Origin of the sequence: Moorena sp. SIO3H5, assembly GCF_010692395.1 — a bacterium.
Lineage (GTDB): Bacteria > Cyanobacteriota > Cyanobacteriia > Cyanobacteriales > Coleofasciculaceae > Moorena.
In genome coordinates this window covers 1-24,907 of the sequence record NZ_JAAHHS010000004.1, presented here as the reverse complement: position 1 = coordinate 24,907, position 24,907 = coordinate 1, and the positions used below count along the sequence as shown (strand labels likewise).

18 protein-coding genes, 1 tRNA gene and 1 pseudogene are annotated in these 24,907 nt (G+C 44.7%); 10 read left to right on the top strand and 10 right to left on the bottom strand.

Annotated features, from left to right (window positions below; all coding sequences use genetic code 11):
* Positions 1–84: 84 nt before the first annotated feature.
* Positions 85–1,488, bottom strand: coding sequence for a transposase (locus tag F6K52_RS01300; RefSeq protein ID WP_293072864.1), 1,404 nt, complete (start codon positions 1,486–1,488; stop codon positions 85–87).
* A 238-nt stretch (positions 1,489–1,726) separates the two neighbouring features.
* Here F6K52_RS01300 and F6K52_RS01295 point away from each other — a divergent pair, with 238 nt between their 5' ends.
* The 6 genes from F6K52_RS01295 to F6K52_RS01270 all read left to right on the top strand — a co-directional run bounded on the left by F6K52_RS01295 (position 1,727) and on the right by F6K52_RS01270 (position 9,434).
* Entirely contained in the window at positions 1,727–3,325 is a 1,599-nt protein-coding gene (locus F6K52_RS01295; RefSeq protein ID WP_293072861.1) for a gamma-glutamyltransferase family protein, read from the top strand.
* 82 nt (positions 3,326–3,407) lie between these two features.
* On the top strand, positions 3,408–4,619 hold the full coding sequence (locus tag F6K52_RS01290) for a WD40 repeat domain-containing protein (RefSeq protein ID WP_293072858.1): 1,212 nt from the start codon (positions 3,408–3,410) through the stop codon (positions 4,617–4,619).
* A gap of 519 nt (positions 4,620–5,138) precedes the next feature.
* Positions 5,139–5,555 (top strand): helix-turn-helix domain-containing protein, encoded by a 417-nt coding sequence (locus F6K52_RS01285; RefSeq protein WP_075897011.1) that lies wholly within the window; start codon positions 5,139–5,141, stop codon positions 5,553–5,555.
* 328 nt (positions 5,556–5,883) lie between these two features.
* Positions 5,884–7,356 carry an aminotransferase class I/II-fold pyridoxal phosphate-dependent enzyme gene (locus F6K52_RS01280; protein WP_293072854.1) on the top strand — a complete coding sequence of 491 codons (1,473 nt, stop codon included), beginning with the start codon at positions 5,884–5,886 and terminating at the stop codon, positions 7,354–7,356.
* A 478-nt stretch (positions 7,357–7,834) separates the two neighbouring features.
* On the top strand, positions 7,835–8,437 hold the full coding sequence (gene cbiT / locus F6K52_RS01275; RefSeq protein WP_293072852.1) for a precorrin-6Y C5,15-methyltransferase subunit CbiT: 603 nt from the start codon (positions 7,835–7,837) through the stop codon (positions 8,435–8,437).
* Positions 8,438–8,528: 91 nt separating this feature from the next.
* Positions 8,529–9,434: a phosphatidate cytidylyltransferase gene (locus tag F6K52_RS01270; protein WP_293072849.1), complete on the top strand. Its 906-nt coding sequence runs from the start codon at positions 8,529–8,531 to the stop codon at positions 9,432–9,434.
* Between the two features lie 361 nt (positions 9,435–9,795).
* On the opposite strand, the gene F6K52_RS01265 is transcribed toward F6K52_RS01270, so the two are convergent.
* From F6K52_RS01265 to F6K52_RS01245, 5 genes are all read right to left on the bottom strand, one after another.
* Positions 9,796–10,458: a hypothetical protein gene (locus tag F6K52_RS01265; RefSeq protein WP_293072846.1), complete on the bottom strand. Its 663-nt coding sequence runs from the start codon at positions 10,456–10,458 to the stop codon at positions 9,796–9,798.
* A 319-nt stretch (positions 10,459–10,777) separates the two neighbouring features.
* Positions 10,778–12,412 carry a CHAT domain-containing protein gene (locus tag F6K52_RS01260; protein WP_293072843.1) on the bottom strand — a complete coding sequence of 545 codons (1,635 nt, stop codon included), beginning with the start codon at positions 12,410–12,412 and terminating at the stop codon, positions 10,778–10,780.
* Between the two features lie 207 nt (positions 12,413–12,619).
* Positions 12,620–15,082: a protein phosphatase 2C domain-containing protein gene (locus F6K52_RS01255; protein ID WP_293072841.1), complete on the bottom strand. Its 2,463-nt coding sequence runs from the start codon at positions 15,080–15,082 to the stop codon at positions 12,620–12,622.
* A gap of 244 nt (positions 15,083–15,326) precedes the next feature.
* Entirely contained in the window at positions 15,327–15,575 is a 249-nt protein-coding gene (locus F6K52_RS01250) for a DUF6737 family protein (RefSeq protein WP_293072838.1), read from the bottom strand.
* 187 nt (positions 15,576–15,762) lie between these two features.
* Positions 15,763–16,101 (bottom strand): NAD(P)H-quinone oxidoreductase subunit M, encoded by a 339-nt coding sequence (locus F6K52_RS01245; RefSeq protein ID WP_293072835.1) that lies wholly within the window; start codon positions 16,099–16,101, stop codon positions 15,763–15,765.
* Between the two features lie 556 nt (positions 16,102–16,657).
* On the opposite strand from F6K52_RS01245, the gene F6K52_RS01240 reads away from it, so the two are divergent.
* The 3 genes from F6K52_RS01240 (at position 16,658) to F6K52_RS01230 (ending at position 22,114) form a co-directional block, all read left to right on the top strand.
* The gene (locus F6K52_RS01240) at positions 16,658–17,596 is read left to right on the top strand and encodes a hypothetical protein (protein WP_293072832.1); all 939 of its coding nucleotides are present in this window, start codon (positions 16,658–16,660) and stop codon (positions 17,594–17,596) included.
* 636 nt (positions 17,597–18,232) lie between these two features.
* On the top strand, positions 18,233–20,296 hold the full coding sequence (locus tag F6K52_RS01235) for an ATP-binding protein (protein WP_293072829.1): 2,064 nt from the start codon (positions 18,233–18,235) through the stop codon (positions 20,294–20,296).
* Between the two features lie 138 nt (positions 20,297–20,434).
* Complete coding sequence (locus F6K52_RS01230; protein WP_293072826.1) at positions 20,435–22,114, top strand: AarF/ABC1/UbiB kinase family protein; 1,680 nt, start codon at positions 20,435–20,437, stop codon at positions 22,112–22,114.
* A gap of 190 nt (positions 22,115–22,304) precedes the next feature.
* Here F6K52_RS01230 and F6K52_RS01225 read toward each other — a convergent pair.
* The 4 genes from F6K52_RS01225 to F6K52_RS01210 all read right to left on the bottom strand — a co-directional run bounded on the left by F6K52_RS01225 (position 22,305) and on the right by F6K52_RS01210 (position 24,218).
* Positions 22,305–22,377: transfer RNA gene (locus F6K52_RS01225), tRNA-Glu, on the bottom strand.
* 82 nt (positions 22,378–22,459) lie between these two features.
* Positions 22,460–23,008, bottom strand: a complete 549-nt coding sequence (locus F6K52_RS01220; protein ID WP_293072823.1) for an NYN domain-containing protein — start codon at positions 23,006–23,008, stop codon at positions 22,460–22,462.
* 253 nt (positions 23,009–23,261) lie between these two features.
* Entirely contained in the window at positions 23,262–23,930 is a 669-nt protein-coding gene (locus F6K52_RS01215) for an energy-coupling factor ABC transporter ATP-binding protein (protein ID WP_293072820.1), read from the bottom strand.
* Between the two features lie 21 nt (positions 23,931–23,951).
* Positions 23,952–24,218, bottom strand: a complete 267-nt coding sequence (locus F6K52_RS01210; protein WP_293072817.1) for a hypothetical protein — start codon at positions 24,216–24,218, stop codon at positions 23,952–23,954.
* A 253-nt stretch (positions 24,219–24,471) separates the two neighbouring features.
* Between F6K52_RS01210 and F6K52_RS01205 the strand changes: the two are divergent.
* Positions 24,472–24,756, top strand: a pseudogene (locus F6K52_RS01205) (photosystem II D2 protein (photosystem q(a) protein)); the annotation flags it as partial.
* Positions 24,757–24,907: the final 151 nt, after the last annotated feature.

Sequence of the window (24,907 nt, the reverse complement as noted above, 5' to 3'; positions counted from 1 at the left end):
TAACTCCTAACTTAAATCGATTCATAGCTCAAACAACTAATTGACATCTCCCCCGGCTAAAGCACGGGGGATTCTACAATGTTGTTACGTGGCAGGGTGAACCCGTGCCACTTCACTTCTTGTCCTGTACGATCTAGAAAGAGAGTTAAACAGATCGTACCGGTGTGGGACTGTCATTGATCCCCTACCTGCCTTGGTTAAGTCAATTCCTAACTGTGCAGCTACTTTCCTAGCAATATTGCCTGCCCCGTTACAGTCAGCATTGATTAGGTGCCCTTCAGAAGACTTGTATAATCCACGTTTTACCCTTTTGCCCGACGGTGTCCATCCTTTGGGTTTTTCGCCATGTTTTGGGAGGCTGTCGTCGTCAAGGTAAGACGCTTTACTGGTGTACGCTTCCTCGGTAATCGTTAGTTTTATTCCATATTCGCAGGCTAGTTGCTTTAGTCTTTTGATTAACCTCTTAGTGGGAATAACTACAAAGTTCTGATTTCCCCGTTTACCCATCTTTGATGAATCTTTTTGACGTTCATTCCATCCAACTATCAAGTTTCCAATATGATCATTGAGGCATCGGTTAATTATAAATCTGGCTGCCTTGTTGTTCGCGTAGCGTCGGCTTCGCCGAATCGCATCTCGCATCTGATTGTTGCGTTTCCGTTGGACACGATCCAGGTTGCTATCCCAGTAAAAATCTGATTTACCGGCTTTATATTTGGCAACCAATCTGGCGTACCCCTGATTCATGGATTTGAGTTTCCGACCATCAATAATCAGGCTCTTTCCATGGGTCGAAACTCCGGTTAGCCAATTATCCCCACCATGATCGAAGCTCCAAGCCTGTGAATAATCAAGATTGGGGTTGTTCTCGACTGGTTGCTTCCCGTCGTCGATCACCCAATCAATCCATAATTCTCCCAGGTACGGGCGAATTGTCACCTCTTTGACCCAATCTGGATCTATAAAATCTGGAGCTTCTAGTACAATTTCTGTTAGCAGTTCTGGTTTACTCTCTTTGCTGACAGAGGGATAAAATAAGCCTTTTTTATAGGTAAGAGCTTGTCTCGGAAAAGTGACACCAGTCAACCCGCCTTTTTGGCGATATCTAAGAAGTCTTGGTCTATCTACCTGGCCTTTATAATAAAGTCCGACTAATTGGTTATAACCTGTAATTGATTCAGCCACAGACTTTAAAGTTTGCTGTGCTGATTGAGCCGCCATCGCTTTGTAATGAGGATTATCTTTTAGCTCTTTACAAAGTTCCGCGTACTTAACATTACACTTATACGTCTTCCAACCATAACGCAGCACATCTTCTTTCCAGTAAGTAGTAAAAGCTTCTGGTTGCTGTTTTAGCCAAGTATAATGTTTTTGCTTGGAGTAATAGGTAGCACAATTCCATAAGCTATTCGCTTGTTCGCCTTGAAACAGCCAAAAAGCTTTTTCTTCATCTGTGAATATTGCTTTTACTGGAATTGTTTTATACATTTTGCTATCACCTCCTTATACATATTATGACATATTTAAAACTAAAAGATTTCCCAAGTTTATGGATACGACGGGATTAATACCGTCGCTCTGTTTCATCCCCGGTCTAAAGACGCAGGGCTCTCACATTTCTGGATATTTTGGTATAAGGAAACCTCATTATCTACTTAGTACCTAAGCTTAGGGGTTATGCAGCTTGTTTATAAAATAACTACAGAACATTTAATAATCGAAAATTATGCTCAAGGGTAACTTAACCCATTATCCGTACCCCTCCAGACGACGGGTAGTTATGGGTAATCGATTTGCCGTAGCCACCAGCCAATCCCTAGCCACCCTAGCTGGTATGGAAATGTTTTGGGCTGGAGGCAATGCTGTAGATGCTGCTATAGCCACAGCGATCGCATTGACAGTGGTTGAACCTACTTCTAATGGTATCGGTTCCGATGCCTTCGCCTTAGTATGGGATGGTAGACTCCATGGCATCAATGGCTCTGGCAAAAGCCCTCAACACCTGACCCTTCAGCATTTTGCTGGCATGAGTCAAATTCCTGCTATCGGCTGGTTATCGGTAACAGTGCCAGGAGCGGTATCAGCATGGCGTAGTTTGTGGCAACGGTGGGGAAAGCTACCCTTTGAGCAATTGTTTGCCCCAGCCATTCGATACGCCGAAGCTGGATTTCCCGTCTCTCCAGTCACAGCAAGAGCTTGGAAACGGGCGGAAGCTCTGTATCTCCCCCTGACCGGAGCAGAATTTGAACCATTTAAACAGGTATTCTTCCCTAACCAGCGCGCACCAGTAGCTGGGGAGGTATGGGGGAGTAAGGATCATGCTAAGACCTTGAAAGCGATCGCAAACAGTGGTGGTGAAAGCTTTTATCAAGGGGAAATTGCTGATGCGATCGCAAACTTTGCGGCTAATACTGGTGGCGTGCTGACCAAAGCTGACCTAGCTAGCCACCAAGCTGAGTGGGTAAACCCGATTTCAACTAACTATCGTGACCTGACCGTATGGGAGATTCCCCCCAACACCCAAGGGATGGCGGCCTTAATGGCATTGAATATAATTGAAGGTTTTGACTTAAGCCACTATCCCCGTGAATCAGCCCAAAGCTACCATCTACAAATCGAAGCCATGAAGCTAGCCTTTGCTGATGTTCACCGCCATATCACTGACCCCCGGTTTATGGAAGTCCCAATCGAAACCCTATTAGACCATGGCTATGCAACAGAACGCCGGAAGTTAATTGGGCAAGAAGCGATCGCCTTAGCAAAACCCGGTTTACCCAAAGGTGGGACAGTTTATCTAGCAGCAGCAGATGGGGAATTAATGGTATCCTTTATCCAATCCAACTTTCAAGGCTTTGGGAGTGGGATTGTTATTCCTGGCACTGGGATTGCCTTGCAAAACCGAGCCTTAGGGTTTACCTTAGAATCCGGTCATCCTAATCAAGTCGCACCAGGTAAGCGGTCATATCACACCATTATTCCGGGTTTTCTGACTCAAAATGGTCAACCTCTAGGGCCATTTGGAGTTATGGGAGGCCCCATGCAGCCTCAGGGACATGTACAGGTAGTGGTTAATCTGGCAGATTACGGGATGAATCCTCAAGCTGCTCTAGATGCTCCCAGATGGCGGTTTGTAGATGGGTCACAAGTCCTGTTGGAACAGAGTGTACCCCGTCATATTGCTCTGGAGCTAGCTGAGATGGGTCATGATATTCAGGTTATGGCAGATAGCATAAATTTTGGTAAAGGTCAAGTAATCTTGCATCAGTCAGGGGTTTTGGTAGCGGCATCTGAACCCCGTGGTGATGGATTAGCGTTAGCAGGGTGAAGGGGTATTGACAATCCAACTAATGTTTAAGAAAAGATTAATAGCGCTGTTGGCTATATCTAGCACTACGGTTATCTTAACTATGGCTACAGGGATAGTCTATCCGCTAACCATAGGACGCTCACATTCTCAACAACCATTGCTAGCCCAGTCTTGGCAAGAGGCTCAGCTGACTCAACTTATTTCAGGTCATCGGTCAGATGTTAACTCTCTCGCCATTAGTCCAGATAGCCAAACCCTAATTAGTAGTAGTAAAGACAAAACCATCAAGTTCTGGAATCTCAGGGATGGTATGCTACAGAGGACGATCAAAGGGTTTACCAGAACCCCCAGTGCTCTAGTAATCAGTGCTGATGGTAAACGTCTTGCTGCCGCAACAGAAAGACAAATTAATATCTGGAACCTAGAAACTGGAGCACCACCTCGTACCTTGAAAGGACATACGGGTATAGTCCGATCAATAGCAATTAGTCCTGATGGCAAAATCCTAGTAAGTGGCTCTCCTGACAAGACCGTTATGGTGTGGGATGTCCTCACTGGGAAAAATTTAGGCACCATTACCGATCATTCCGACTGGGTTACTGCTGTTGCGATTAGTCCCGATGGAAACACTATCGTTAGTGCCAGTGGCGGGTCAGATCGTTCTATCAAGATTTGGGATTTATCTACCCTAGAATTGCGGAAAACCATATCAAAACAACCTGGTCAGATTTCTGATATTGCCATTAGTGAAGATAGCAACATCCTAGTTGCTAGTGTTGATAAAACCGTCAAGTTGTGGGATATCAACAGTGGCGAAGAATTAGCTACCCTCGAAAGTCACTCCGCACCAATTATTACCATTGCGATTAGTTCCGATGGCAAAACTATCGCTAGTGCTGGTAGTGATAAAACTATTAAACTGTGGGATGTAGAGAGTAGACAATTGCTGCGCACTCTATCTGGACATGATGGCTGGGTTTGGTCAGTTGCTATTAGTCCAGATGGAAACACTATTGTTAGTGGTGGGGAGGATGGCACCATCAGGATTTGGTCATTAGTCTTGAATCCGATTAGTCTTGAACAGGAAATCAAGAATCGGGAATCGGGAATCGGGAATCGGGAATCGGGAATCGGGAATCGGGAATCGGGAATCGGGAATCGGGGGAAGTCTTACTTGTCGGGTGGGCAAAAAGCGATGCAGCGCGGTCTTGGGGAGCCAGTGCGGTCTTGGGGGTTCCCCCGGAGACGAAACCTTAGACAGTTGAGCCTTTATGGTTGGTCGGCTATGCAGAAAAGGGGTAAAACTTATTGATTAAGGCTCAACTGTCTTACGGTAACTTCAAACCATGAGCAACTGGCGTGGTTTCCCCCATGAGCGACTGCATCAAGACACAGTTTGGTTCCAATGAGTATTAATGATTAGATGGCTTTGCCCACCCTACGTTAATTGGTATTTGTCTTACTAACAAGATACTGCGATCGCTGAAAGCGGGGCTTCGCCCATCGCCTTTGGCGTGGCCTACGGCCAATCGCTTAGCGGCTCGTACTGAGCATCGCATTTTTACCATATCAGTCATCAGTACCAAGCCTTGAACAACCACTAACTCAATCTATTCTTAGAGTGCAATAGTTTTTCTGTACTCAAGTTCAATTCATACCTAGCAATACTTTTTCCCCACCTCCCAACACTTACCCTATTTATCACACTTACCCTATTTACAGCACTTATAGTATTTTACATTGCTACAGTGCAATAGTTTTTTTATTTGTTGCATCTTAAGTAAAATCATGCTAATATAAACAGTATAGTAAACGCAATGGTTAAGCCGCCATGATGATTTCCACCGCACAAGCCGCCAATTTACTAGGTGTTTCCGCCACTCGCGTCCGTTACCTTCTGGGCAAAGGCAGAGTCAAAGGAGCCTATAAAGTGGGTAGAACTTGGGTGATTCCTCTGTTTGACGGCATGCCAGTGGTCACTCCCGGCACTCGCGGACCAAAGCGGAATTGGTCAAAGCGCACAAATTACACTCCTGCGGTGATTCACGTTAACCAGAAAGTGATTCGCCAAAATCTCAAGACCGGAGAGCGCAACCCTGTGATTACTGTAAAACGAGGGTCTAAAAACACTTATGGTCATACGGTGGAAGTCAATGGACCATGTCGAGTTATGTATCGTCCTGATAATCCCCTACATTGTGGAGCAAGGGTATGGATAGAGACTATCTCGGATTATAAAGTGATCTGAAATGTCTAAGGTATCAGTGATCCGAACTTTCGGAGATAATTTAAATTAAAAATTATTGATATCCTGCTTATCAATCAGCCAGCAATTTATCCATGCCCGTATCTAGCCGTGTGTGGACTAGTATTTGATTATTTGTTACTAGCAATAAACCGAATTTATAGTGAGTCAGTAATAGTTGAGATCATTAACTGAAAAATGACTTTATAATCTGAACAAGGATATCACTTTTCGCGATTCCCCTAGCACACTGGTTTTTAATCCCCGCTCCCCTCACAAAGGTTTAAAATTGGCTCAATTTTCGATAAGCTAGAGCCATGGGGAAAAATTTGTGAATAATCGACCACCTTCTCAGGAAAAAACACCTTTATTAGACGCTCTGCGGGCATCAGCCCAGAAGCCCCATGCAGCCTTTTATGCACCAGGACACAAACAAGGGAAGGGAATACCTGAGCCATTAGCTGATTTGTTAGGAAAATCAGTATTTAGGGCTGATTTGCCAGAATTACCGGAGTTAGATAATCTTTTTGCACCAGAAGGGGTAATCCAAGAAGCCCAAGACCTAGCAGCAGCAGCCTTTGGTGCAAGCAAAACTTGGTTCCTGGTCAACGGTTCTACTTGTGGGGTGATGGCTGCTATACTAGCCACCTGCTATACCGGGGAGAAAATCCTATTACCGCGTAATATCCACCAATCCGCGATCGCAGGATTAGTCTTGTGTGGTGCTATCCCGATCTTTATTAACCCCGAATACGACCCATCCACAGACTTGGTTTATAGCATCACCCCAACTGCAGTTAACCAAGCCCTGAATCAGCATCCGGACACCAAAGCAGTGATGATGGTGTATCCAACCTATCAAGGAATCTGTGGTGACATAAAAGCGATCGCAAAAATAGTTCACCAACATAATATTCCCCTACTGGTGGATGAAGCCCATGGACCTCACTTTGCTTTCCATCCCGATTTACCCCTGGATGCCCTATCAGCCGGAGCCGATTTAACCGTACAATCAACTCATAAAGTAATCGGTGCCATGACTCAGGCATCGATGTTGCACATTCAGGGCCATCGAATTGATGCTCAGCGGTTGAGTAAAGCCTTACAGCTAGTTCAATCCACCAGTCCCAGTTACTTACTACTTGCTTCCCTAGATGCGGCACGACAACAAATGGCACTCCATGGAGAACGACTAATGAGTCGTACCTTGCAGCTAGCCCAGGATGCCAGGAGTAAAATCAGTGAAATTCCTGGATTATCAGTTTTTGAACCGATAAAACCCCTAAGATTCCAAGACCTAGACCCAACTCGCTTAACCATAAGAGTGACAGAATTAGGATTAAGCGGATTTGAAGCCGATGAAATTCTTCATCAACAGCTTGGTGTCACAGCGGAGTTACCCACACTTCACCACTTAACGTTTATCATTAGCCTAGGCAATACCCAAAGGGATATTCAGCAACTTGTACAAGCTTTCACCAAACTTGCCCAAAATAATGACAATTCCTCCACCAAGCAACCTGCCTTCTGTAACCTACAACCTGCAACTGGCAACCTGCAAACCTTACTCTCCCCCCGTGAAGCCTTCTTTGCTGCCACCGAAACCCTACCGGTAACCGAAACCATAAACCGGATCAGTGCAGAATTAATCTGTCCCTATCCACCAGGAATACCAGCCCTAATGCCAGGAGAACAAATCAAATCAACTACTATTGAATACCTCCAAAAAATCCTAACCTTAGGTGGTCAAATTACCGGTTGTAGCGACCCCAGCCTCAAAACCCTAAAGGTGATTATTGAGTAGTATAGTAGTTTTAAATTAGGTGAGGTACCCCGTGCTGGTTTAATGGGAGTAGGGAGCGGTGCGACCCGTGGCGAATTTAATTCGCCAACGGAAAGCGCACCGAGGGAGTAGGGAGTAGGGAGTAGCGCTGCATAGAGGGATTGGGGGTTTCCCCCCTTAATAAAGAGGGAATAAAATTCAATGGACTTCATAAGTATGATCAAGGTTATAATCTTCGTAAATATTTATCGTTATTCCGTATAAAGGGATGCTAATTTTTAATAAAAATGATCTCCTATTTAGGAGAAAAAATACATTATAAAACTATCAAAACTAGACACAGTAATCGTTTTAGTCGATTAAAATTAAAAATTTAGCCTAACAGGTACCGAAGAGGCATCTTGCTCATACTCTTTTTGTGTTCTATACCTGAAGTGGTTAGTTTAATAAATCAAAATAACTAAAGGAAAAAAAATACCCCGAAACCTAAATACCACAAATGTCATCCCCAATTTGGCCGTACATTACTCCTGGAATCCCAGATCACCTCTTTGAACGCCTACCCGGTATTCCCTTAAGTAAGCGAGAAGTCAGACTGCTGATCATTTCTGCCCTACGACTAGGAACCCAAGACCGGTTGTGGGATATCGGTGCTGGAACCGGTACCATTCCTGTAGAAATTGGACTACTGTGTCCCAAAAGTGAGATTATTGCCGTAGAACGGGATGAAGAAGTAGCCAACCTGATTCGACACAATTGCGATCGCTTTAATGTCACCAACGTAGAAGTGATCGAAGGTAACGCCCCAGAATGTCTCAAAGATCTACCATTGAAACCCCACCGAGTTTGCCTTGAAGGAGGACGACCAATCAAAACTCTACTCAAAGAAGTCTGGCCCTACCTACAATCTCCAGGGAGGATAGTCGCAACCACCAACAATCTAGAAGGACTCTATGCCATATCAGAAGGCTTAGCGGAGTTACAGGCTCGCAATATCGAAGTCGTTCAGTCAGCGGTCAATCGCCTAGAGACAAGGGGGAATTATCAAACATTTGCAGCAGTTAACCCCATTTTTATTCTTAGTGGTGAGAAGTTAGAGTAAGGAATAGACCCCTTCAGGGAACAAAATTAACAATAATAATATAAATAACCTGTTCTTGTGTGAGAACAGGAGTGTCAAAAAAAAACGTCATATGCCCTGGTTACGGATTTTTAGTGGAATAGTTGCGATCGCCCTGGCAATGGGGATGATCTTACTTGGGGGATGGTATTTTACCATCGGCTTCTGTGTCATTGTCTATTTAGGTCAGTTAGAACTTTTTAAACTAGTAAAAGCAAAAGGCATGGTGCCAGCAACCAAAAGCACCATGTTTGTGTCTCAGCTACTAATAATTACAGCTACCATTTCATCAACCCTGGCTGATGCGGTGTTTCCCATTGCTGGAACATTTATTTGCTTTTACTTACTCTTCCAACCTAAGATAGCAACCATTGCGGATATTGGGGCTTCCATATTAGGTTTACTCTATGGTGGTTATCTGCCTGGCTATTGGGTTCGTCTGCGAGTGGGTTTAACTGAAACGTCCTCCCTACCTAGAGATGCTACAGTGGCTGCTACGAACCTACCCGGGAGTGAATACTGGTCTAATTTTTCGATTAATCTAAGTCACCTACCTGCTGGGCTAAGTTCAACTCTCCTAGCATTTAGCTGTATTTGGGCAGCAGATATCGGAGCTTACACCTTCGGCAAATTTTTTGGTCGCACTCGCCTTTCTATGATCAGTCCTAAAAAGACTGTGGAAGGCGCTATATTTGGCCTTGTCAGTAGTATTGCTGTAGGAATCGCAGGAGCTTGGTATCTGAATTGGCCGTGCTGGCAGTTGAGTGGCATGATGCTCGGAGTCATAATTGGTGTAGCTAGCCTCTTAGGAGACTTAACTGAGTCCTTAATGAAACGGGATGCTGGAGTCAAAGATTCCGGGCAATTAATTCCTGGTCATGGTGGCATTCTAGACCGAACAGACAGCTATGTGTTCACTGCGCCTTTGGTCTATTATTTTGTCACTCTGTTACTACCACTGTTACCGAGCTCCCTTTAGTCTTATGTCAAGGTAAAAATTTATAGCGGTTTCCAGCGAGGGTAGAATACACAGCACGCCTCTGGGAAATTCCGAGTGCAATCACCGGTTGTAATAATCGGAAGAAAAATCTGAAAACCGCTATAAAAGTGCATTCTGGATTGGGTAGACGGTAGAAACCACAGATGAGAATATGGGAGGTAATGGTGCTAACTTGGGATAACTATCATGTCCGGATTATAATTAATATAGGCAAACACAGAACCAGAAAACGGTTTTTCGGTTCAAACCCAGCTTGGTGCTAATGACTAATCAGTAATTACGCCAAGCGCAGTAATTACGATACTAATATCGATGATTAGTGAGATAATTAGTAAGATGATTAGTTACTAGTGTGATTGTTTAGTTCGATTAGAGCCGAATGAGCTACTTCTAGGCTTAAGCGCACTTGTTGGATAGAAGACAAAGATTGCCACTGTTGGGATTTAACTGAAGCACTGACATTCGTGGAGTCTGAGCCACTGCGCATGGCGTAAGCCCACGGACGAGCTAAAACCAATAGATCGTCTTCTGTCCAGTTTTGTAACAATGGCTTGACACAAAGCACAAGTTGCTCTGCTAAGGACAAGTTCTTGTCAACAACCTCTTGGGCTCTAGAAGCGATCGCTTCTAGCCATTCGGTAGGCATGCAAGAAGCACATCCGTTAGCTAAAGCTGTCTTCAATGAGTCAATGTTGGATTCGATGCTGGATTCGATGTTGGATTCGATGGTTGATTCGAGCGGTAATTCCCAACACTGATTTAGTCGCTCAAAAAAGGCAAGAGAAGCTTGAGCAATTTCCTGGTCATCTTGGATTTCGTCGATGGAAAAACCTCCTTCTAGCTCAGCAAAATAAGCCTCTGCTTCTGGATGAGTTGGATCCCAAGGATAAAACTCCTCTTCTGGTTGTAATAGTAATTCTAGTAGTTCTTCTTGGATTTGAACCGAAGTATCCTCAAAATATGATTGTTGATGTTGTTGATATTGAATAGCTTGGCTGTTCATAATGCCCCTCCTGTTTGGGTTAGTAGATGAAACCTGACATAAAATAGCTACATCAATTTTTGAGGAAGTTCCGCAACAGCTGAAAAAATAATCTGAACTTCTCAGCGCGTGTTTAATTCCCATGGCAACAGCACTTTCGTTCCTCAACTTATGTGTGATATAAGTGAGCTATTGAGAGACTCCCTGAGGTAGACAGCCAGTAGTTGCCATTTGACTCTAACCAGTATCCTTGTGAAACTCCCATTGTTAACAGCATATTGTTAACAGCATAGTTAACAGCATAAGCTCGACTTTATCTTCAGCAGGAGGATAGTCCTACTCAAGATTCTGGGGAGTCAATAATAAACTCAAAGATCTGACCACGAGGACCACCAAACTTAAGCTGAATACCCGACCTTAGCTTAACTTCCTGATGATGAACAGTTTTCCAGCCATTATCGATTAATATTCTCGTACCATTACGAGAAAAATCCCTCAAGAAGTAAGTTGGATCCGAGCCTTGGTCAGTGAAAGCATCACGGCAGATAATTTCAGCATGTTGCTTACTAACACAAACTTCGGGAATCACCAAATCGTTGTGAGATTGTAGGCGTCCCACTCGCATCAATCCACCTCGAATCGGCCAGACCTGATCGGTTTTTCCTATGGAACGCAAAGACGCAGTTGGGGGTGGACTTTCAAGCCAGCTTGAGGTGATGGTAGGCAGTTCTGTAATTCCTTCTCCCACCGGTTCGATTAACTCCCCATCAAACTGAGGATGCATATAAAGGATAGGCAAGGTCCAGGCTGGTTGGTTAAACTTGTAAAGGGTCAACATGTGCTGTCTGGCCACAGCTACAGCATGGTCAACTGGCATGCGCTCCGCCAAGGCTTGGGCGAATGCTTGAATAAAACTCACGGCTTCTTGGTCAGCAATGGAGTCCCGCATCCCCAAAACTGCTGGGACACCGTGGTGAATGAGCACCTCAGCTAAACTACTACGGGGAATGGTTTGGGAATTCACTTGGTCAGGTTTGGCACTCCAACAGGCATTGAATACAGCTAAGGCAACCTGGGTGCGGACCAAAACCTGAGCCAATTCCGTACCACTAATTTTCGCATCCGAGCGTAAAAATAGCAAACCTCCGTCTGGTGCGCTTTCACCATGACCAGCATAGAAGAGGATGTTATAGGCACCAGTTTCGAGTGCTTTAATCAGTTCAGCTGGTGTCGGTTGTATTAGTTTTGAGACGTTGCAGGTAACTGGTGGAACGGATTGGTTCCTAGAAGTTTGAGCGGCTCTACCAGCTTGAAGGGCATTTACCAAAGTAGCCGCTTCTTTTTCGAGATCCAAATTGGTAGTCGAACCATTTAATTTTTGAACCTTCTCTCCTAGAACTAACAAAATATTGAGAGCCTGGTGGGAGCGTAGGGGTTCGAGGGCGTCTACATCACTAGTGGTGCGGCTAAACAGGATTTGCTGAGAAAGGGAAATTGCCTGTTTACCAGCCATGGGTTGCATAATTTCCCAGGGGAGGGGAATGAAATCTGGAGCGCGGACTTCTAAGCGCAGGCGAAGGGGTTTATTTTGTCCCAAGGCAATGCCTTGACTTCGTTCGAGGGCATTGCGAATTGAGCCTTGAAACAGCCACTGCCAGAGGTCAATGCCCAAACCTTGCATCAAACGACCACTGTAGCTAATCTCCGGACCTGTAGCACCGTTTTGATTCTCTGAGGGCAAAGTGGTGGGATACTGGTTGTGATGACCACTAATCGGCACATGGTTTGAAAATGGGGAAAACATTTCCTGCCAAGCCAGCCAGGACTTAGTCATGTATTCAGACCAAGTAGAATCATGATGAACCATACCCCCTGGGTAAGGAGCTTTCAGGACCCAGATAGCCAAGTTTTCTCTGCCAGCGGCAGATAGACGAGCGATCGCTAAACTGAGGCAAGGATTTTCGATACCAGACATTAAAGGTTCATCATTATAGGGAATATACCGATGTGAGGATCAGTCTATCGAGTCTCGGGTAGTATTGGTGCTATCAATAATGAGGAATTGGTCATTAGTAGGACATCATTAGTTTCCAGTTCTTAGTTGAAGAGTTGAGTGGTTAGTCAGAAAGCTTTGGTCAGCTAAAACTTAAAAGTAATAAGCTAATGACTACTTGCTCAAGACTTAGGGAGATTGAGTAGGTCGAGCAGAACTAGACGGAGGCGTATTTTTCTTACATTGACTGGCTTGGGTAGGGGTTGGTGTAAAATTACGAGCCATCATAGGTAAAATCTCCTTTTCTCTTATCCACCCTTCCTGTCCCTGTGACACCAAGGTAGCAGAGGGTTTAGTCTGCTTAGAGTTTAACGGTACTGAGGATGAGCCAACTTTGGGGGAGCTAGCCATTTGATCCGATGGAATATCAGTTGTGTTGGTTCCGGGTGAGCAAACTCTTAATTTAATCCACCAAGTCTCTTCCTGAGGATACCTTTTTCTGGCAATAACCTGCAAAACACTACCAGCAGTAACTCTCCCAAGGATTGATTGCTTTTCAGGGTTAACCAAAAGTTGTACAGTTTGACCCACTGTTCTAATAATATCTTGGTTTTTAATTAAGGCAGCTGGCTTAGCAGTGGTCCCGGACTCAGGGGTTTGTCCTGGGATAGCTTTAGTTTCTGGACTCTGTGTAGGGGTTTTAGAACGGCTTATTTCTTGCCCCTTACCGAGACTAAAAACCGCACTCAGGAAGCGATTTATCTGTCCACTCGCCTTTAGACTCAACACTGGACTCAACAGATAAATAACTACCCCTCCTAACACCAAAAGCACGAATATGCCCAATAACAGTCTCCCAGTCTTCTCAGGAGAGGTTGAAGCTGAATAATTAGGATTTTGTTCACCAGAGGCTTCCCCATCTTCCATGACGTTAAGTGTGAGCAACGCTGTTTTTTGTTCATCAATAGAAGCGGGTTGCTGATCACTCTTAACGTTTAACATTACAGTATTGTTGGTCTCGAGATTGCCAATGGATTCTAGCTGTGGGGGTGATAGTTGGATGGGCATCGAAGGCTGGCTTGGTGTGACTTGACAGTAAATCAACCCCACCGTGACATTGTCGTGTCCGTTTTTGGTGTTAGCAAGCTCAATGATTCGTTCTGCTGCTTTTTTGATATCAATTTGACCGTCGAGAATGGGCAGGATTTCTGTTTCCCAGTACTGCTCGACTCGGTCATTGTCACTAAGACCATCAGAACACAGGAGAAACACACAATCTTCATCCAACACCAAGCGCTGTACAGTCGGGTGTAGTGTGGTTGATGAACCCATCCCTAAAGCTTGCACTAGGGCACCAGATGTTGGTTGTTGTAGAGCATGTCGGTAAAGGGTATACCCAAGCCGCACTTCTCTGGTGGCTAAATCATCATCTAGAGTAACTTGGTGACAACCATGGCGACTTACCCAATAGATTCTGCTATCCCCGACATGGGTAATGTATATTTCATGGCCATGGGTTCTAGCCATGACCAAGGTTGTTCCCATACGCTGGCGATCAAATCGGTTCTCATGATCATTGCGTTGGCTAATGGAGTCATTGGCAGCACAGACAGCATTTTCCAATTGCAGGCTTAGAGTGCTTGGGTTCCACTCCTCCAGTTTAGCTGGCAGTTGTTTGAGCTGTTGTCGCAGAGTGTCAATTGCCAGTTGGGAGGCAATTTCACCACCTGCTTGTCCACCAATGCCATCGCAAACCATTGCGATCGCTTCTTTACCTCTCGAAGAGCTAATTAGCTTACCATTAGGAGGGTAGCAAGCGTCTTCATTGTGGCTACGAGCTGGACCGGTATCGGTACGAGTGAGAGTCTTATAGGTTCTCGATTGCCATGAACGGCATTCAAACAACCCTTTCGCCAGTAATGCTAACAGCTGCTCTGATGTCTGTATCTGTCCTTTTGTAAGCTGGGAACAAAGTTGTTGGTAAAACTCACTAATAACAGGGGAAGCTCCCTCAAGCAGTTGTGACCACAGCTGACCCAGCTGTTTTAAGGTTGGTGCTGGCGTTTGATCAGGCTGCAATTCCAACAACCTTAGCAAGGCTCCTTCCACCCGCACCAGGTTTGATTTCAGTAAGCTAGACGCTACCCCTTCTCGGCTCAACGGTTGCCAAAGTGAAGCCCATTGCTGCAGCCAGTTGAGTTGGCGTATTGGTGAGGAATCTTTCCATACGCTGGTCAGTTCTGGTAACAGTTGTCCAAGAGTATTAATGTTACCTGTTGCCTGAATTGGTACTCCTTCGAGTAACCAAATCTCTTTGTTATGCCTTGGCTTCGGTGTTAGCAGACCATACACTTGAGGCAGGTGTAATCCATGGGAAACCAGTCTCAAGTATGGGGTTATGGTTTGAGGAATCTCTAGTGGGGTCTCTGGCGGTACCGCTGGTTGAGTATCTAAAAGAACACGAGAGTGAATCAGGAGGTAGCGCTTAGCAATAATTTCTCCCGGTTGATCGGCTTTTATGCCTGACCCAATAGCCCACAAGTATCGTCTGAGCAGCGGCGTGCGACATTTTTGGCAGAACTTGTTGGTCTGGGGATTGGGAGTCTGACATTGATGATTTGGGCAGTGGAGCGTTGCCGCCGGATTGTCCATGAAACTCTTTGCTGCTAAAGATAGCCTGATGGAACCGGGTTAACATTAGCACAGCTTTCTTTGAAGGAGTTATGTGCCCACAAAGGAAGTGCCAAAATCAGCCCATTGATTAAAGATTGTAGCGCTTGACTTACGGGCTGGTTAATGATCTACTTCTATAATGAATGAGTTGCGCTTAAACATTCGTTCGCAGCAATGGTTACCGAGCGGGTCTATGGGGAAGATCAGGATTAAGTTTTATGTATTAGTCATTGCGCAATATTGATGGCGTACCCTCACTACTTGTAGCAATACTTTTGATTAGCTCAGGCCAGATCAGCAAAAAGTAGGTCCACCAAAGCAGAATTGGCATAGCACCTAGTACTGTTATCCAGATGGTTTTGAAAACTAGCCAGATACTGAATATGATGAGCCCTCCGGTCAAGATTATTGACCAGGGTTGGCACCACCAAGGCTTATAACTCCAGGGATTGAATTTCTTTTGTGTAGACAAGATTAGTCTTCTAAGCTACCACGTCTTAGTTGTTTGTATTAAGCAGAGGATTGATTAATAAAAGCATAAAAAGGTCAAGTCAACCAGCTACATTGTGGCGGGGGATGAAGGTAGACAGCCGATACGCGTTATTCGCTACCGTTGTGACTTGCTTTTAAAGCACCTTGTCAGCCTATCTGCGTTGGACCTAATTCTGAGGTTCTACTTGGGGCAACCCCATACTGTAATTAATCACTCGGCTTTCGGTATTGTAGCTAATTTGTCCATTTTGCAAAAGCGATCGCACAAGGTGTTCTAGGTCAGAACCGATACGACGGAGGTTGTATTCGGTTAAATCAAATCCGCTGTAGGATTCAACCAACTCATCGAACTTCCGGTAAACCTGCTGTAGAGCGTCTTCATTCCAATTGAATTCGTTATCGGGGTCAATGTCTAAGGTTAAGACGTTATCGCTCCCGACTAGTTCGTTATTTTTCACCTCTGCTGTATAGATTCGGACGTGACGAGTGGTGGATTTTAACAGCATCTAGAAACCTCCTGCACACAAAGTATATTTTTTCATCTTTTTAGGCATTAGTCAATGGTCACCATGTGAATTCCGGGGCAAACCAATCAAAGCCGATGCGGGGCGACCCCTTGGGTCGCCCCTTGAGCAAATTTAATTCGACGACTGTAAGCCCACCAGTGAAATTCAACTTACTGACTGTAGACAGCAGTCCGTAAGCCGCTGTTTACTCCCGCCGTGTGGGTCATTGGCGCTACTTGATATGATCGATATATATCATAATCATTTTTATGAGGTACAAATTACTGGGGAATCGGGAGTCGTAATTCGGAATTTTAGGAGTGTTTTTAAGAGTTAATTTATTGAATATTAGGCTTTTACAGTACTGGTAAGTAAAATATTTTTTTTGTACCTCATAAAAATGATATTTACTAGGGCAACCTGGGTTTTAGCAGTGGTCTCCACGGGGAAAGAAAAAGGAACAATACATGCACTAATGGAAGATCCTGGTACTCTAAAGGGAAAAACTATATTAAGTAAAGTCAAACACACTAATCCAATGTCATAGCTAAAAAAAATGTCTGGTACCATGGAAGATATTGCTAGACAAGCCCACCAGGGTAGCGTGGTGGCAATTATTCAAACACTGAATGAACGATTAGCCGATTTTGGGGTGAGAACTAGAGCAATTCTGGCTGATGGGGTATTGCAAGTTTTGTGTGAAGCAGCAAAACCAGAACAGCTGGAACAATCGATTCTAGTCAGTCAAATCCAGGAAATTCTGGAAGAAATTTCACCGCGTAACATTCGTCGTGTCAGGATCAACAGCCGCATCGTGCGAGAGGAACAATTACTCTGGTTAGAAGAAATTAGCCGTGACCCAGACAATCAGCTGTTATGGTACGAAGACATAACCCTTACTAGGCCAAATTTCTTCAAGCAACTGGCTCAAACCTTCAACAATCGCCAAAACCTACCGACCCAACAACTGGCTCTAACACCAGGATTTTCCCGTCAACTGAGCCAAAAAAAACTACCGAATCAGCAACTGGTCTTACCGCCAGCTTCTTACAGTCAACTACGTAAAAAAGGTCGATTGCGGCAAGGTGTTGTGATTGGGTTAGGTTTGGGTTTATTCCTGATCCTAGTAGGTTGGTTACTCAATGATTGGTTTGGGAGGGAAATCGAATCCCTAAACCCAACTCAAGCCGACGATTGGGCAAAAGACCCAGCCAATTCTTTTTCCGAGGGATTTTCTAGTAATCCAGACCCCCCCTTTACTCAGGACCCCTTTACTGAGGCAATGCGCCTAGCTCAAGAAGCAGCCGCAGCAGGCGAAAGTGTCGAAACCTCAGCTCAATGGTTAGATGTGGCAGCTAAGTGGGAACGGGCATCAAATCTAATGGAGACTGTAAAACCTGATGACCAACGCTACCAGATAGCTCGTTATCGGGTTATACTTTATCGAAAAAACAGTGAGGAAGCTCAAAAACAAGCTAGAAAGAAGCGCTCCTAGTGGTGTTGAATTGAAGTTTTAAATCAGTTTTGTTTAAAAAACGATATAAAAAGGTGCTCAATCGGTGTTTAATCTGGTCTTCAAAGTTAATCGATGTCAATCCCAGAGGTGCGCGCTCTTGGCCGCGAGCAATCCCTCGCGGCCTTGGAAAGCTCGCCTTTTGGGATTTTTACGCTCTGTGCTTAGGTCGAAACTCCAAAAATACCTCACCCAATCTACCAATCAAAATTAATTGGGTAAACGAATCTCGAGCAGTAACCATTTTGATATCGCGGTGCGCGCCCTTTAGCGCCCCGCGTCAGCTTTGCCGATAGGCGCGACCCAAGGCCGTGAGCCATCCCTCACGGCCTTGGAGGCACGACAATCACGCGAATTAAATTCGACGACTGTAAGCGCACCGGGGGCGAGTTTAACTCAACTGTGACGATTACATGATGGGAGTTGTGCCACCGACCCACAGCTTCTCCTCTAACCAGAGTGATGATTGAACGGGTGTGTCGGTCGGTTGTCGTAAAAAACTCCAATCTCTTGATCAAAAGCACTCTGATGCCGGGAACACTAATCCTAGCGAGATTACTGTTTTAGCAGTAGTTGCTCTAGTCAAGACCAGTATTCACAAGTTGTGCAACAAGCATAATGGATGCAGAAAGCGCGATTTTTGCCCCAAGAGTAAATTCCATCAACTCCCGTCTCCCAGGTACATTTGAACCAACCTTTAGCCAGGAGCATCAAGGTTCACTCATGCCTTACCCGACAGAGTTAGCTCAGATCGGGCAACAAATTGCTAAAACGATACTAAATACCTCAGAAACGCAAACTCTGTTGGCGATGCTCGCCAAGGCTATAGGAGAGAGTTTTCAGGTGGATAACTGTTTAATTGGGGCGCTGGCTAACCCTAGCACTATACCCCAACTAGCCTGGTGGCGTGCTGATCAACACCTTGACCCAGAACACCGATACTACAAAAATCCAGTGCAACTGCTGGAACTCATAACCACAGAGGATGACTTAGGCAGGGACTCAGTACTGGTAATTTCAGATTGGCAAAAATCCGATGCTTGGTCTAACTTAGATTTGGGTGAAGAAGTGCTATCTGCCAGGGCAATCCTGAAGACCTCCACAAAGTTTCAGTCTGTAGTCAACGGGGTAATTGTTTTAGGAAAAGCCCAGCCTTACCAATGGACAAAGACAGAGCAAGAACAGTTAATTGTTGTTTCCCAATGGGTATCGGTAGCAATTTCTCAAGTTCAGCTAACCCACCAAGTGAAGGCTGCTACTCGAGACCAAACTCTGCTCAACCAATTGAGTCAAGTGATGCATAGCTCTCTCAATCTCCTGGATATTTTCCAGATAGCTACCACGGCTGTTGCTGAAGCACTTCAGGTTTCACGGGCACTACTGCTACTCTTAGATGACACGAATCCCCTCTCTTGCACTCTACCAGGAAAGCATTCACCAAAACATGATTTGACAGTGGTTTGTGAATGGTTAAAGGAAACCTCTAGTACTGATCTATTTTCAAAAGGCGACGCACTGTTAAATAAATCCTTCCCAGTTTCTCAGTGTTCTTGGTACCAACAGGCTATCAAGGAAGCCCCTGAACCAATAGTCATCACCCATAGACCAGATGACCCGATCGGTATTGCTGAGCACCAGAGCATCTCACTCCTAGATCGGAACCTAAAGCCAGGGTTACTGATCTGTCCTCTGGTTGGGGCAGATAATCATGGCTTGCTATCCGTTAAGGTTTTGGGGTTCTTGGTCTTGCAAAATAGTCAACTTCGCCCTTGGCTAGAGAATGAAATCAACTTGGTCAAGTGGGTCAGTACACAAGTTAGTAGCACTATTATCCAAAATCAGACTCTCGAGCAAGTACAATCCCTTGTTGAAGAACGCACCGCTCAGTTACAACATAGTCTGAAAGTTCAGGCAGAGTTATACGAAAGAACTCGCCAGCAAATGGGACAGTTAAAGGAATTAAATCGGCTCAAAGACGAATTTCTCAGTAGCATGAATCATGAGTTGCGGACACCTTTGACTGCAATGAGTCTAGCGATTCGGATGTTACGTCAACCCAAACTTGATCTTGAGCGTCGTGCTAAATATCTAGAAATCCTTGAGCAACAGTGTAATCAAGAAATTGAGCTAATTAATGACCTGTTGAGTCTACAGCAGCTGGAATCTGACCAGTCCCAAATCCAGCTGCAAAGAATTGACCTGATGCCGATGATTAAGCACTTGGCTAAATCCTTTGAGTACAAATGGGCGGAGAAAGGCTTAACCTTAACAATCAATAGTTCACTACCATCGCTGTTTATCAACACCGACGCTGAGAGCCTTAACCGTATCTTGTTGGAACTTTTAACCAATGCTGGTAAGTATTCTTACCCAAATACTACAGTGGTGATCGAGGTAACTGAGCAAATCCAGCAATCGGTTAAGCAGATTGTGATGAGTTTGAGCAATATTGGTCAGGGGATCTCTCCAGAAGACCTCAGACATATTTTTGATAAATTCCATCGCGGTCAGGGGATGACCCAAAAAGCAGTTCAGGGTACTGGTTTGGGTCTAGCGCTAGTAAAATGCTTAGTGCAGCATCTCAATGGCACAGTAGATGTCTCCACTGGCCCGTCTGACACTCCTCGCACGTCTCGGGTATCTTTCACAATTACTCTGCCCCAGGTTCAATCTTTTATGTAAAACTTAGTCATTAGTAAGTAAGAAGGCAAAACTAATGACTAATAGCTCGGAAAACTAACTGGGAACAATAGGTATTAAAGCGGATATGATCTGATTTATACTCCCGGATTGGATTGGAGTAACTATGAATAGCTGAGTATGCTCACAACTGATGCGCCCAAGCCACCACGTTGGCAAAAACCTAACTATTCCCCCCTGGCTCGCCAGATCGATATTTTTACTGCGGCAGCGCAGTTTATGGTTTATTTATGGTGGGACAAGGTATGGGCTAATAATTCCCCCAAGCAAAGAAATCGTCGAGCCCAGTGGTTAGTTAGAAAACTCTTAGACTTAGGTCCAACATTCATCAAGATTGGGCAGGCACTATCCACACGCCCTGATTTACTTAGCTTAGAATATGTGAATGCCTTGGCGCAATTACAAGATCGGATCCCAGAATTTAGTGTAACCGATGCAATAACTCTAATTGAATCAGAACTTGGTCACGACATTCATAGTTTGTATCGGGATTTTGAGCATTTTCCTCTAGCCGCTGCGAGTTTGGGACAAGTTCATAAAGCCCGATTGCACACCGGGGAAGATGTAGTCGTTAAGGTTCAGCGTCCTGGCTTAGAAAAGCTATTTAACTTAGATTTTGAGATTATCCATCGATTGATTCGTTTTGTCAATCGATTTGTTCCGGGAACCAAAAAATATGATTTGGATTCCATAACCCATGAGTTTTTTAACCTGCTCTATCAAGAAATTGACTACATCCATGAAGGGAAGAATGCTGAGAATTTTCGTCACAATTTCAGCAATTATCCTCGCATTAGTGTCCCGAAAGTCTACTGGCGATATACAACTAAAAAAGTTTTGACTATCGAGTATATGCCGGGGATTAAAATTGATGACCGTCAGACCCTGGAATCCCTCGGCATAAATCCTAAAGAAATTATTCAGCTGGGAATTTGTTGCTACCTCAAGCAGTTATTACAAGATGGCTTTTTTCAGTCTGACCCCCATCCTGGAAATATGGCAGTCTCTACAGAGGGCAGTCTGATTTTCTATGACTTTGGCACAATGCTGGAGGTCAAGTCCATGAATAAAGACCAAATGCTCCAGACTTTTTTTGCTGTACTGCGTAAGGACACTGATCAGGTCGTTAATAGTTTAACTTACATGGGGTTAATTGAACCCATGTCAGATCTCAAGCCAGTCAAGCGATTAGTTGCTTTTCTACTGGAAAAATTTACCGAAAAGCCCATAGAATTACAAGCTTTTGAGGAAATCAGTAGCGAACTTTACTTAATGTTTGAGCAGCAACCTTTTCGCCTACCAGCACAACTGACATTTATTTTAAAGTCACTAACAACTCTTGATGGAATCGCTCGTGCCCTAGATCCCCAATATAATTTGTTAGTTGCTACTGAGCCTTTTGTTAAAAGCCTGGCTGTTTTTCAAGGGCGGGGGAATATAGTGGGGGAACTAGCTAAACAAGCTAGGGATTTTGTGAAATATAACTTACGTAAGGCTAGCCCTACCGAACTAGCCATTCGACGCTTAGAAGAGCGGCTCGAGCTGGGAGAGTTACAATTACACGTGCGTTCTGTAGAAAGCGATCGCACTCTCAAGCAGATCACCCTTGCTCTAAAAAGCCTTATTTATGCTTGTTTAACTGGTTTTAGCCTGGTAGCTGGTACTATTTTCCTATCTGTTCCTCATAGTGGATGGGCGATAGCCGCCTTTGCCTTTTCCGGATTCTGGTTTTTGATTTTGCTGCGTTCTCTGATTAACTTAGCCATTAGAGAAAGACTGGATAGACTAGCTCAAAGGTAGGCAATCTGATTGCAAATCGCCTACCTTTAACTCTTGTATGTAAGCATTCAGCCGTCAGCCGTCAGCCGTCAGCCGTCAGCCGTCAGCAGACTTAACTCAGATTAAACCAATGCTTACCTCTTTTATTAAAAAGCTGATAGCTGATAGCTGATAGCTGAGTGCTTACTCTTGTATTTTTCGCTTCTTTAGATACCCCCAAGGGAATTCGAATCCCTGTCGCCTCCGTGAAAGGGAGGTGTCCTAGGCCTCTAGACGATGGGGGCTTGTTGATTTCACTTTTATAAGTGTAGTGGATATTTTGGTTTGTGTCAAGTGTTTGATCAGGAAAATTTTTTTCCAGTCCCTTTACTTGATTCTATGTCGCAACTGTTCTAGGCGCTGCTGAGCCTTGGCATCTAAGGAATTTACTAAAAAACGACCACGAGAGGATTTCTGTGGTCGATATTTGCGGCGGGTTCGACGAACTGTCAATTCAACATCGGTGAGCAACTGCTGGGAAGACATGCACTGAGCACCATACCCCACAACCGTCAATTGCTCTGCCCGATCTGAGGTAGCGACGATCAGACGTTTAGTGGGTTTAACAAGATTGGTTCTATATGAGGCGCAAAATTTTTCGATGTAAGTGTCTGCTGTCTCCCCAAAATCGGTGTAGTAAACCGATAAGTGATTAGTTATCACCTCACGACTGTTAGGGGTATTGAGTGAGTGAGCATCAAAGACAATCTCAGTGTCATAGCCGACAAAGGCACTGTAATTGGCTAGGGTCTCAATTAACTCTTGGCGAGAACTCATGAGACCATCACGATCACGGGTATTTTTCAGGAAAGACCAAGAGCCAATGACGTTATAGCCATCAACTAGTAAAATAGCCAGCGGTGAAGAACAAGACATTTTCCATGGGACTATACTACTTACAGTCCCTATGGACTGCTCATATTGGTCACAATAAATTTAACATTTCTTTATATTAGTATAAATTGCACTTGAGAAAAAGGCAAAAGGATTGAGCAAAAATGACACCCAACATCTAACTATTAACACATCAAATGTTATAGTCACAACATTTGATGTGTTATAATTAACGCTTATTATTTAACAGTTAGCAGATTACAAACCCTACGACTTTCTGGAAACTTCCCGAGAATCAGTGATTATGACTTACCAGTCTTTGCTTCAGGCGTTCCGGTTCACCTTGGTCAATAACCCGACCCTGGTCTAACAAAAATGCTCCATCACAATAATCCAGCTCATCCAAACGGTGGGTAACCCAAATAGCTGTCAATCCTCGACTTTTGACTAAATTTCGTACTTGTGAGACTAAATCCATCTGGGTATCGGGATCGAGTAGGGCAGTGGGTTCATCTAACAATAAAATCTGGCACTGTCTTGCGATCGCACCAGCGATCGCAATTCGCTGCTTCTGACCACCGCTGAGGGCATAGATCGGTCGTCGCTCTAGCTCTAGTAAATTCACCGCAGCTAGAGCTTCTTTTACCCGGGCTTGAACTTGAGCTAGGTCGAGCTTTTCGGCTACCAGTCCAAAGGCTACATCGGCACCTACGGTAGGCATCACTAGCTGATGATCAGGATTCTGGAAAACAAAACCTGCTGAACCGCGTAGGTAAATTTCACCGGATTGGGGGGACAATAAACCAGCCAGTAATCTAAGTAAAGTTGATTTACCACTGCCATTGGTTCCCAAGAGCATCCAAAATTCCCCCTTAGGGACTTCCAGGGAGCAAGATTGCAACACTGTCCCCCCTTTAGGCCAGTTGAAGCCAACCTCTGTTACTTGAATTGCTGGTTGAGTCATCAGATCTCTTGCTCCATGCATTTATTCAGCTATGGCAAAGAAGCCGGGAGTACGTCCTGAGCCTGTGGCTCCAGATTTTTGAGAAATCACTGCTGCACTGATCTGATCGCTGAGAACGCCAATTTTCTTCTCTGACTGGTGATCGCAGCTGAGTTCTAACAACTGAGGATGGCCAGAGCGCATGGCTGTCAAAATTTCCTGGTAGGTCGCTTGCGCCTCTTCTTCTGACTTACGTTGCACAGATAGTGGCATGGGTGTATTTCTTAGAATCAAGTCAATGGTGAACATGGAGTATCAAGCCGTAGCGCGTTCTATTAATTTACTTCTTTTTCTTATCTTAGACCCCAGCCCAAACCACCGTGTATAGCAGTATCTTGGGTGCAGTTATTACCTAATTTTTTTTAAGGGGGTAGCAAAATTAAGAATTATGACATATTATGATAGTTATATTAGACGAAGTTTACTTTTCTTTACTTAGACTACCTTTAATAAAGAAAGTAAGTCGCCTTACCGTACTTATAAATATTTGGAGATCCTTGCTATGACAGTAGCAGTAGGACGCGCCCCCAGCACCAGAGGATGGTTTGACATCCTTGACGACTGGCTCAAGCGCGACCGCTTTGTATTCGTCGGTTGGTCCGGCATTCTGTTGTTCCCCTGTGCCTACATGGCTTTGGGTGGGTGGCTGACTGGTACAACCTTCGTTACCTCTTGGTACAGCCACGGCTTAGCCTCTTCTTACCTAGAAGGCTGCAACTTCCTGACCGTAGCAGTGTCATCTCCCCCTAACAGTCTGGGACATTCCCTGCTGCTGTTGTGGGGTCCACCCCTGAACCCTGCCCCTTGTTATTCCCCTTCCCACAAATACCCATCCAGCCAAATCCGAAGAATGCCCTGCTGCCGACGACGCAGGAAAAAGTAGTACTTGGCGTCGTTCGGGAGGCGAATGGTCTCATAAGCCAGCAAGCCCTCTTCTC

What these genes read in the sequence shown, in the direction of transcription:
- F6K52_RS01255 (WP_293072841.1), bottom strand. Translation starts at nt 15,082, where the DNA reads ATGGACAATCCGGCGGCAACGCTCCACTGCCCAAATCATCAATGTCAG.
- F6K52_RS01260 (WP_293072843.1), bottom strand. Translation starts at nt 12,412, where the DNA reads ATGTCTGGTATCGAAAATCCTTGCCTCAGTTTAGCGATCGCTCGTCTA.
- F6K52_RS01265 (WP_293072846.1), bottom strand. Translation starts at nt 10,458, where the DNA reads ATGAACAGCCAAGCTATTCAATATCAACAACATCAACAATCATATTTT.
- F6K52_RS01210 (WP_293072817.1), bottom strand. Translation starts at nt 24,218, where the DNA reads ATGTTCACCATTGACTTGATTCTAAGAAATACACCCATGCCACTATCT.
- F6K52_RS01240 (WP_293072832.1), top strand. Translation starts at nt 16,658, where the DNA reads ATGTCTGGTACCATGGAAGATATTGCTAGACAAGCCCACCAGGGTAGC.
- F6K52_RS01215 (WP_293072820.1), bottom strand. Translation starts at nt 23,930, where the DNA reads ATGACTCAACCAGCAATTCAAGTAACAGAGGTTGGCTTCAACTGGCCT.
- F6K52_RS01220 (WP_293072823.1), bottom strand. Translation starts at nt 23,008, where the DNA reads ATGTCTTGTTCTTCACCGCTGGCTATTTTACTAGTTGATGGCTATAAC.
- cbiT (WP_293072852.1), top strand. Translation starts at nt 7,835, where the DNA reads ATGTCATCCCCAATTTGGCCGTACATTACTCCTGGAATCCCAGATCAC.
- F6K52_RS01270 (WP_293072849.1), top strand. Translation starts at nt 8,529, where the DNA reads ATGCCCTGGTTACGGATTTTTAGTGGAATAGTTGCGATCGCCCTGGCA.
- F6K52_RS01235 (WP_293072829.1), top strand. Translation starts at nt 18,233, where the DNA reads ATGGATGCAGAAAGCGCGATTTTTGCCCCAAGAGTAAATTCCATCAAC.
- F6K52_RS01295 (WP_293072861.1), top strand. Translation starts at nt 1,727, where the DNA reads ATGCTCAAGGGTAACTTAACCCATTATCCGTACCCCTCCAGACGACGG.
- F6K52_RS01300 (WP_293072864.1), bottom strand. Translation starts at nt 1,488, where the DNA reads ATGTATAAAACAATTCCAGTAAAAGCAATATTCACAGATGAAGAAAAA.
- F6K52_RS01285 (WP_075897011.1), top strand. Translation starts at nt 5,139, where the DNA reads ATGATGATTTCCACCGCACAAGCCGCCAATTTACTAGGTGTTTCCGCC.
- F6K52_RS01230 (WP_293072826.1), top strand. Translation starts at nt 20,435, where the DNA reads ATGCTCACAACTGATGCGCCCAAGCCACCACGTTGGCAAAAACCTAAC.
- F6K52_RS01290 (WP_293072858.1), top strand. Translation starts at nt 3,408, where the DNA reads ATGGCTACAGGGATAGTCTATCCGCTAACCATAGGACGCTCACATTCT.
- F6K52_RS01245 (WP_293072835.1), bottom strand. Translation starts at nt 16,101, where the DNA reads ATGCTGTTAAAATCCACCACTCGTCACGTCCGAATCTATACAGCAGAG.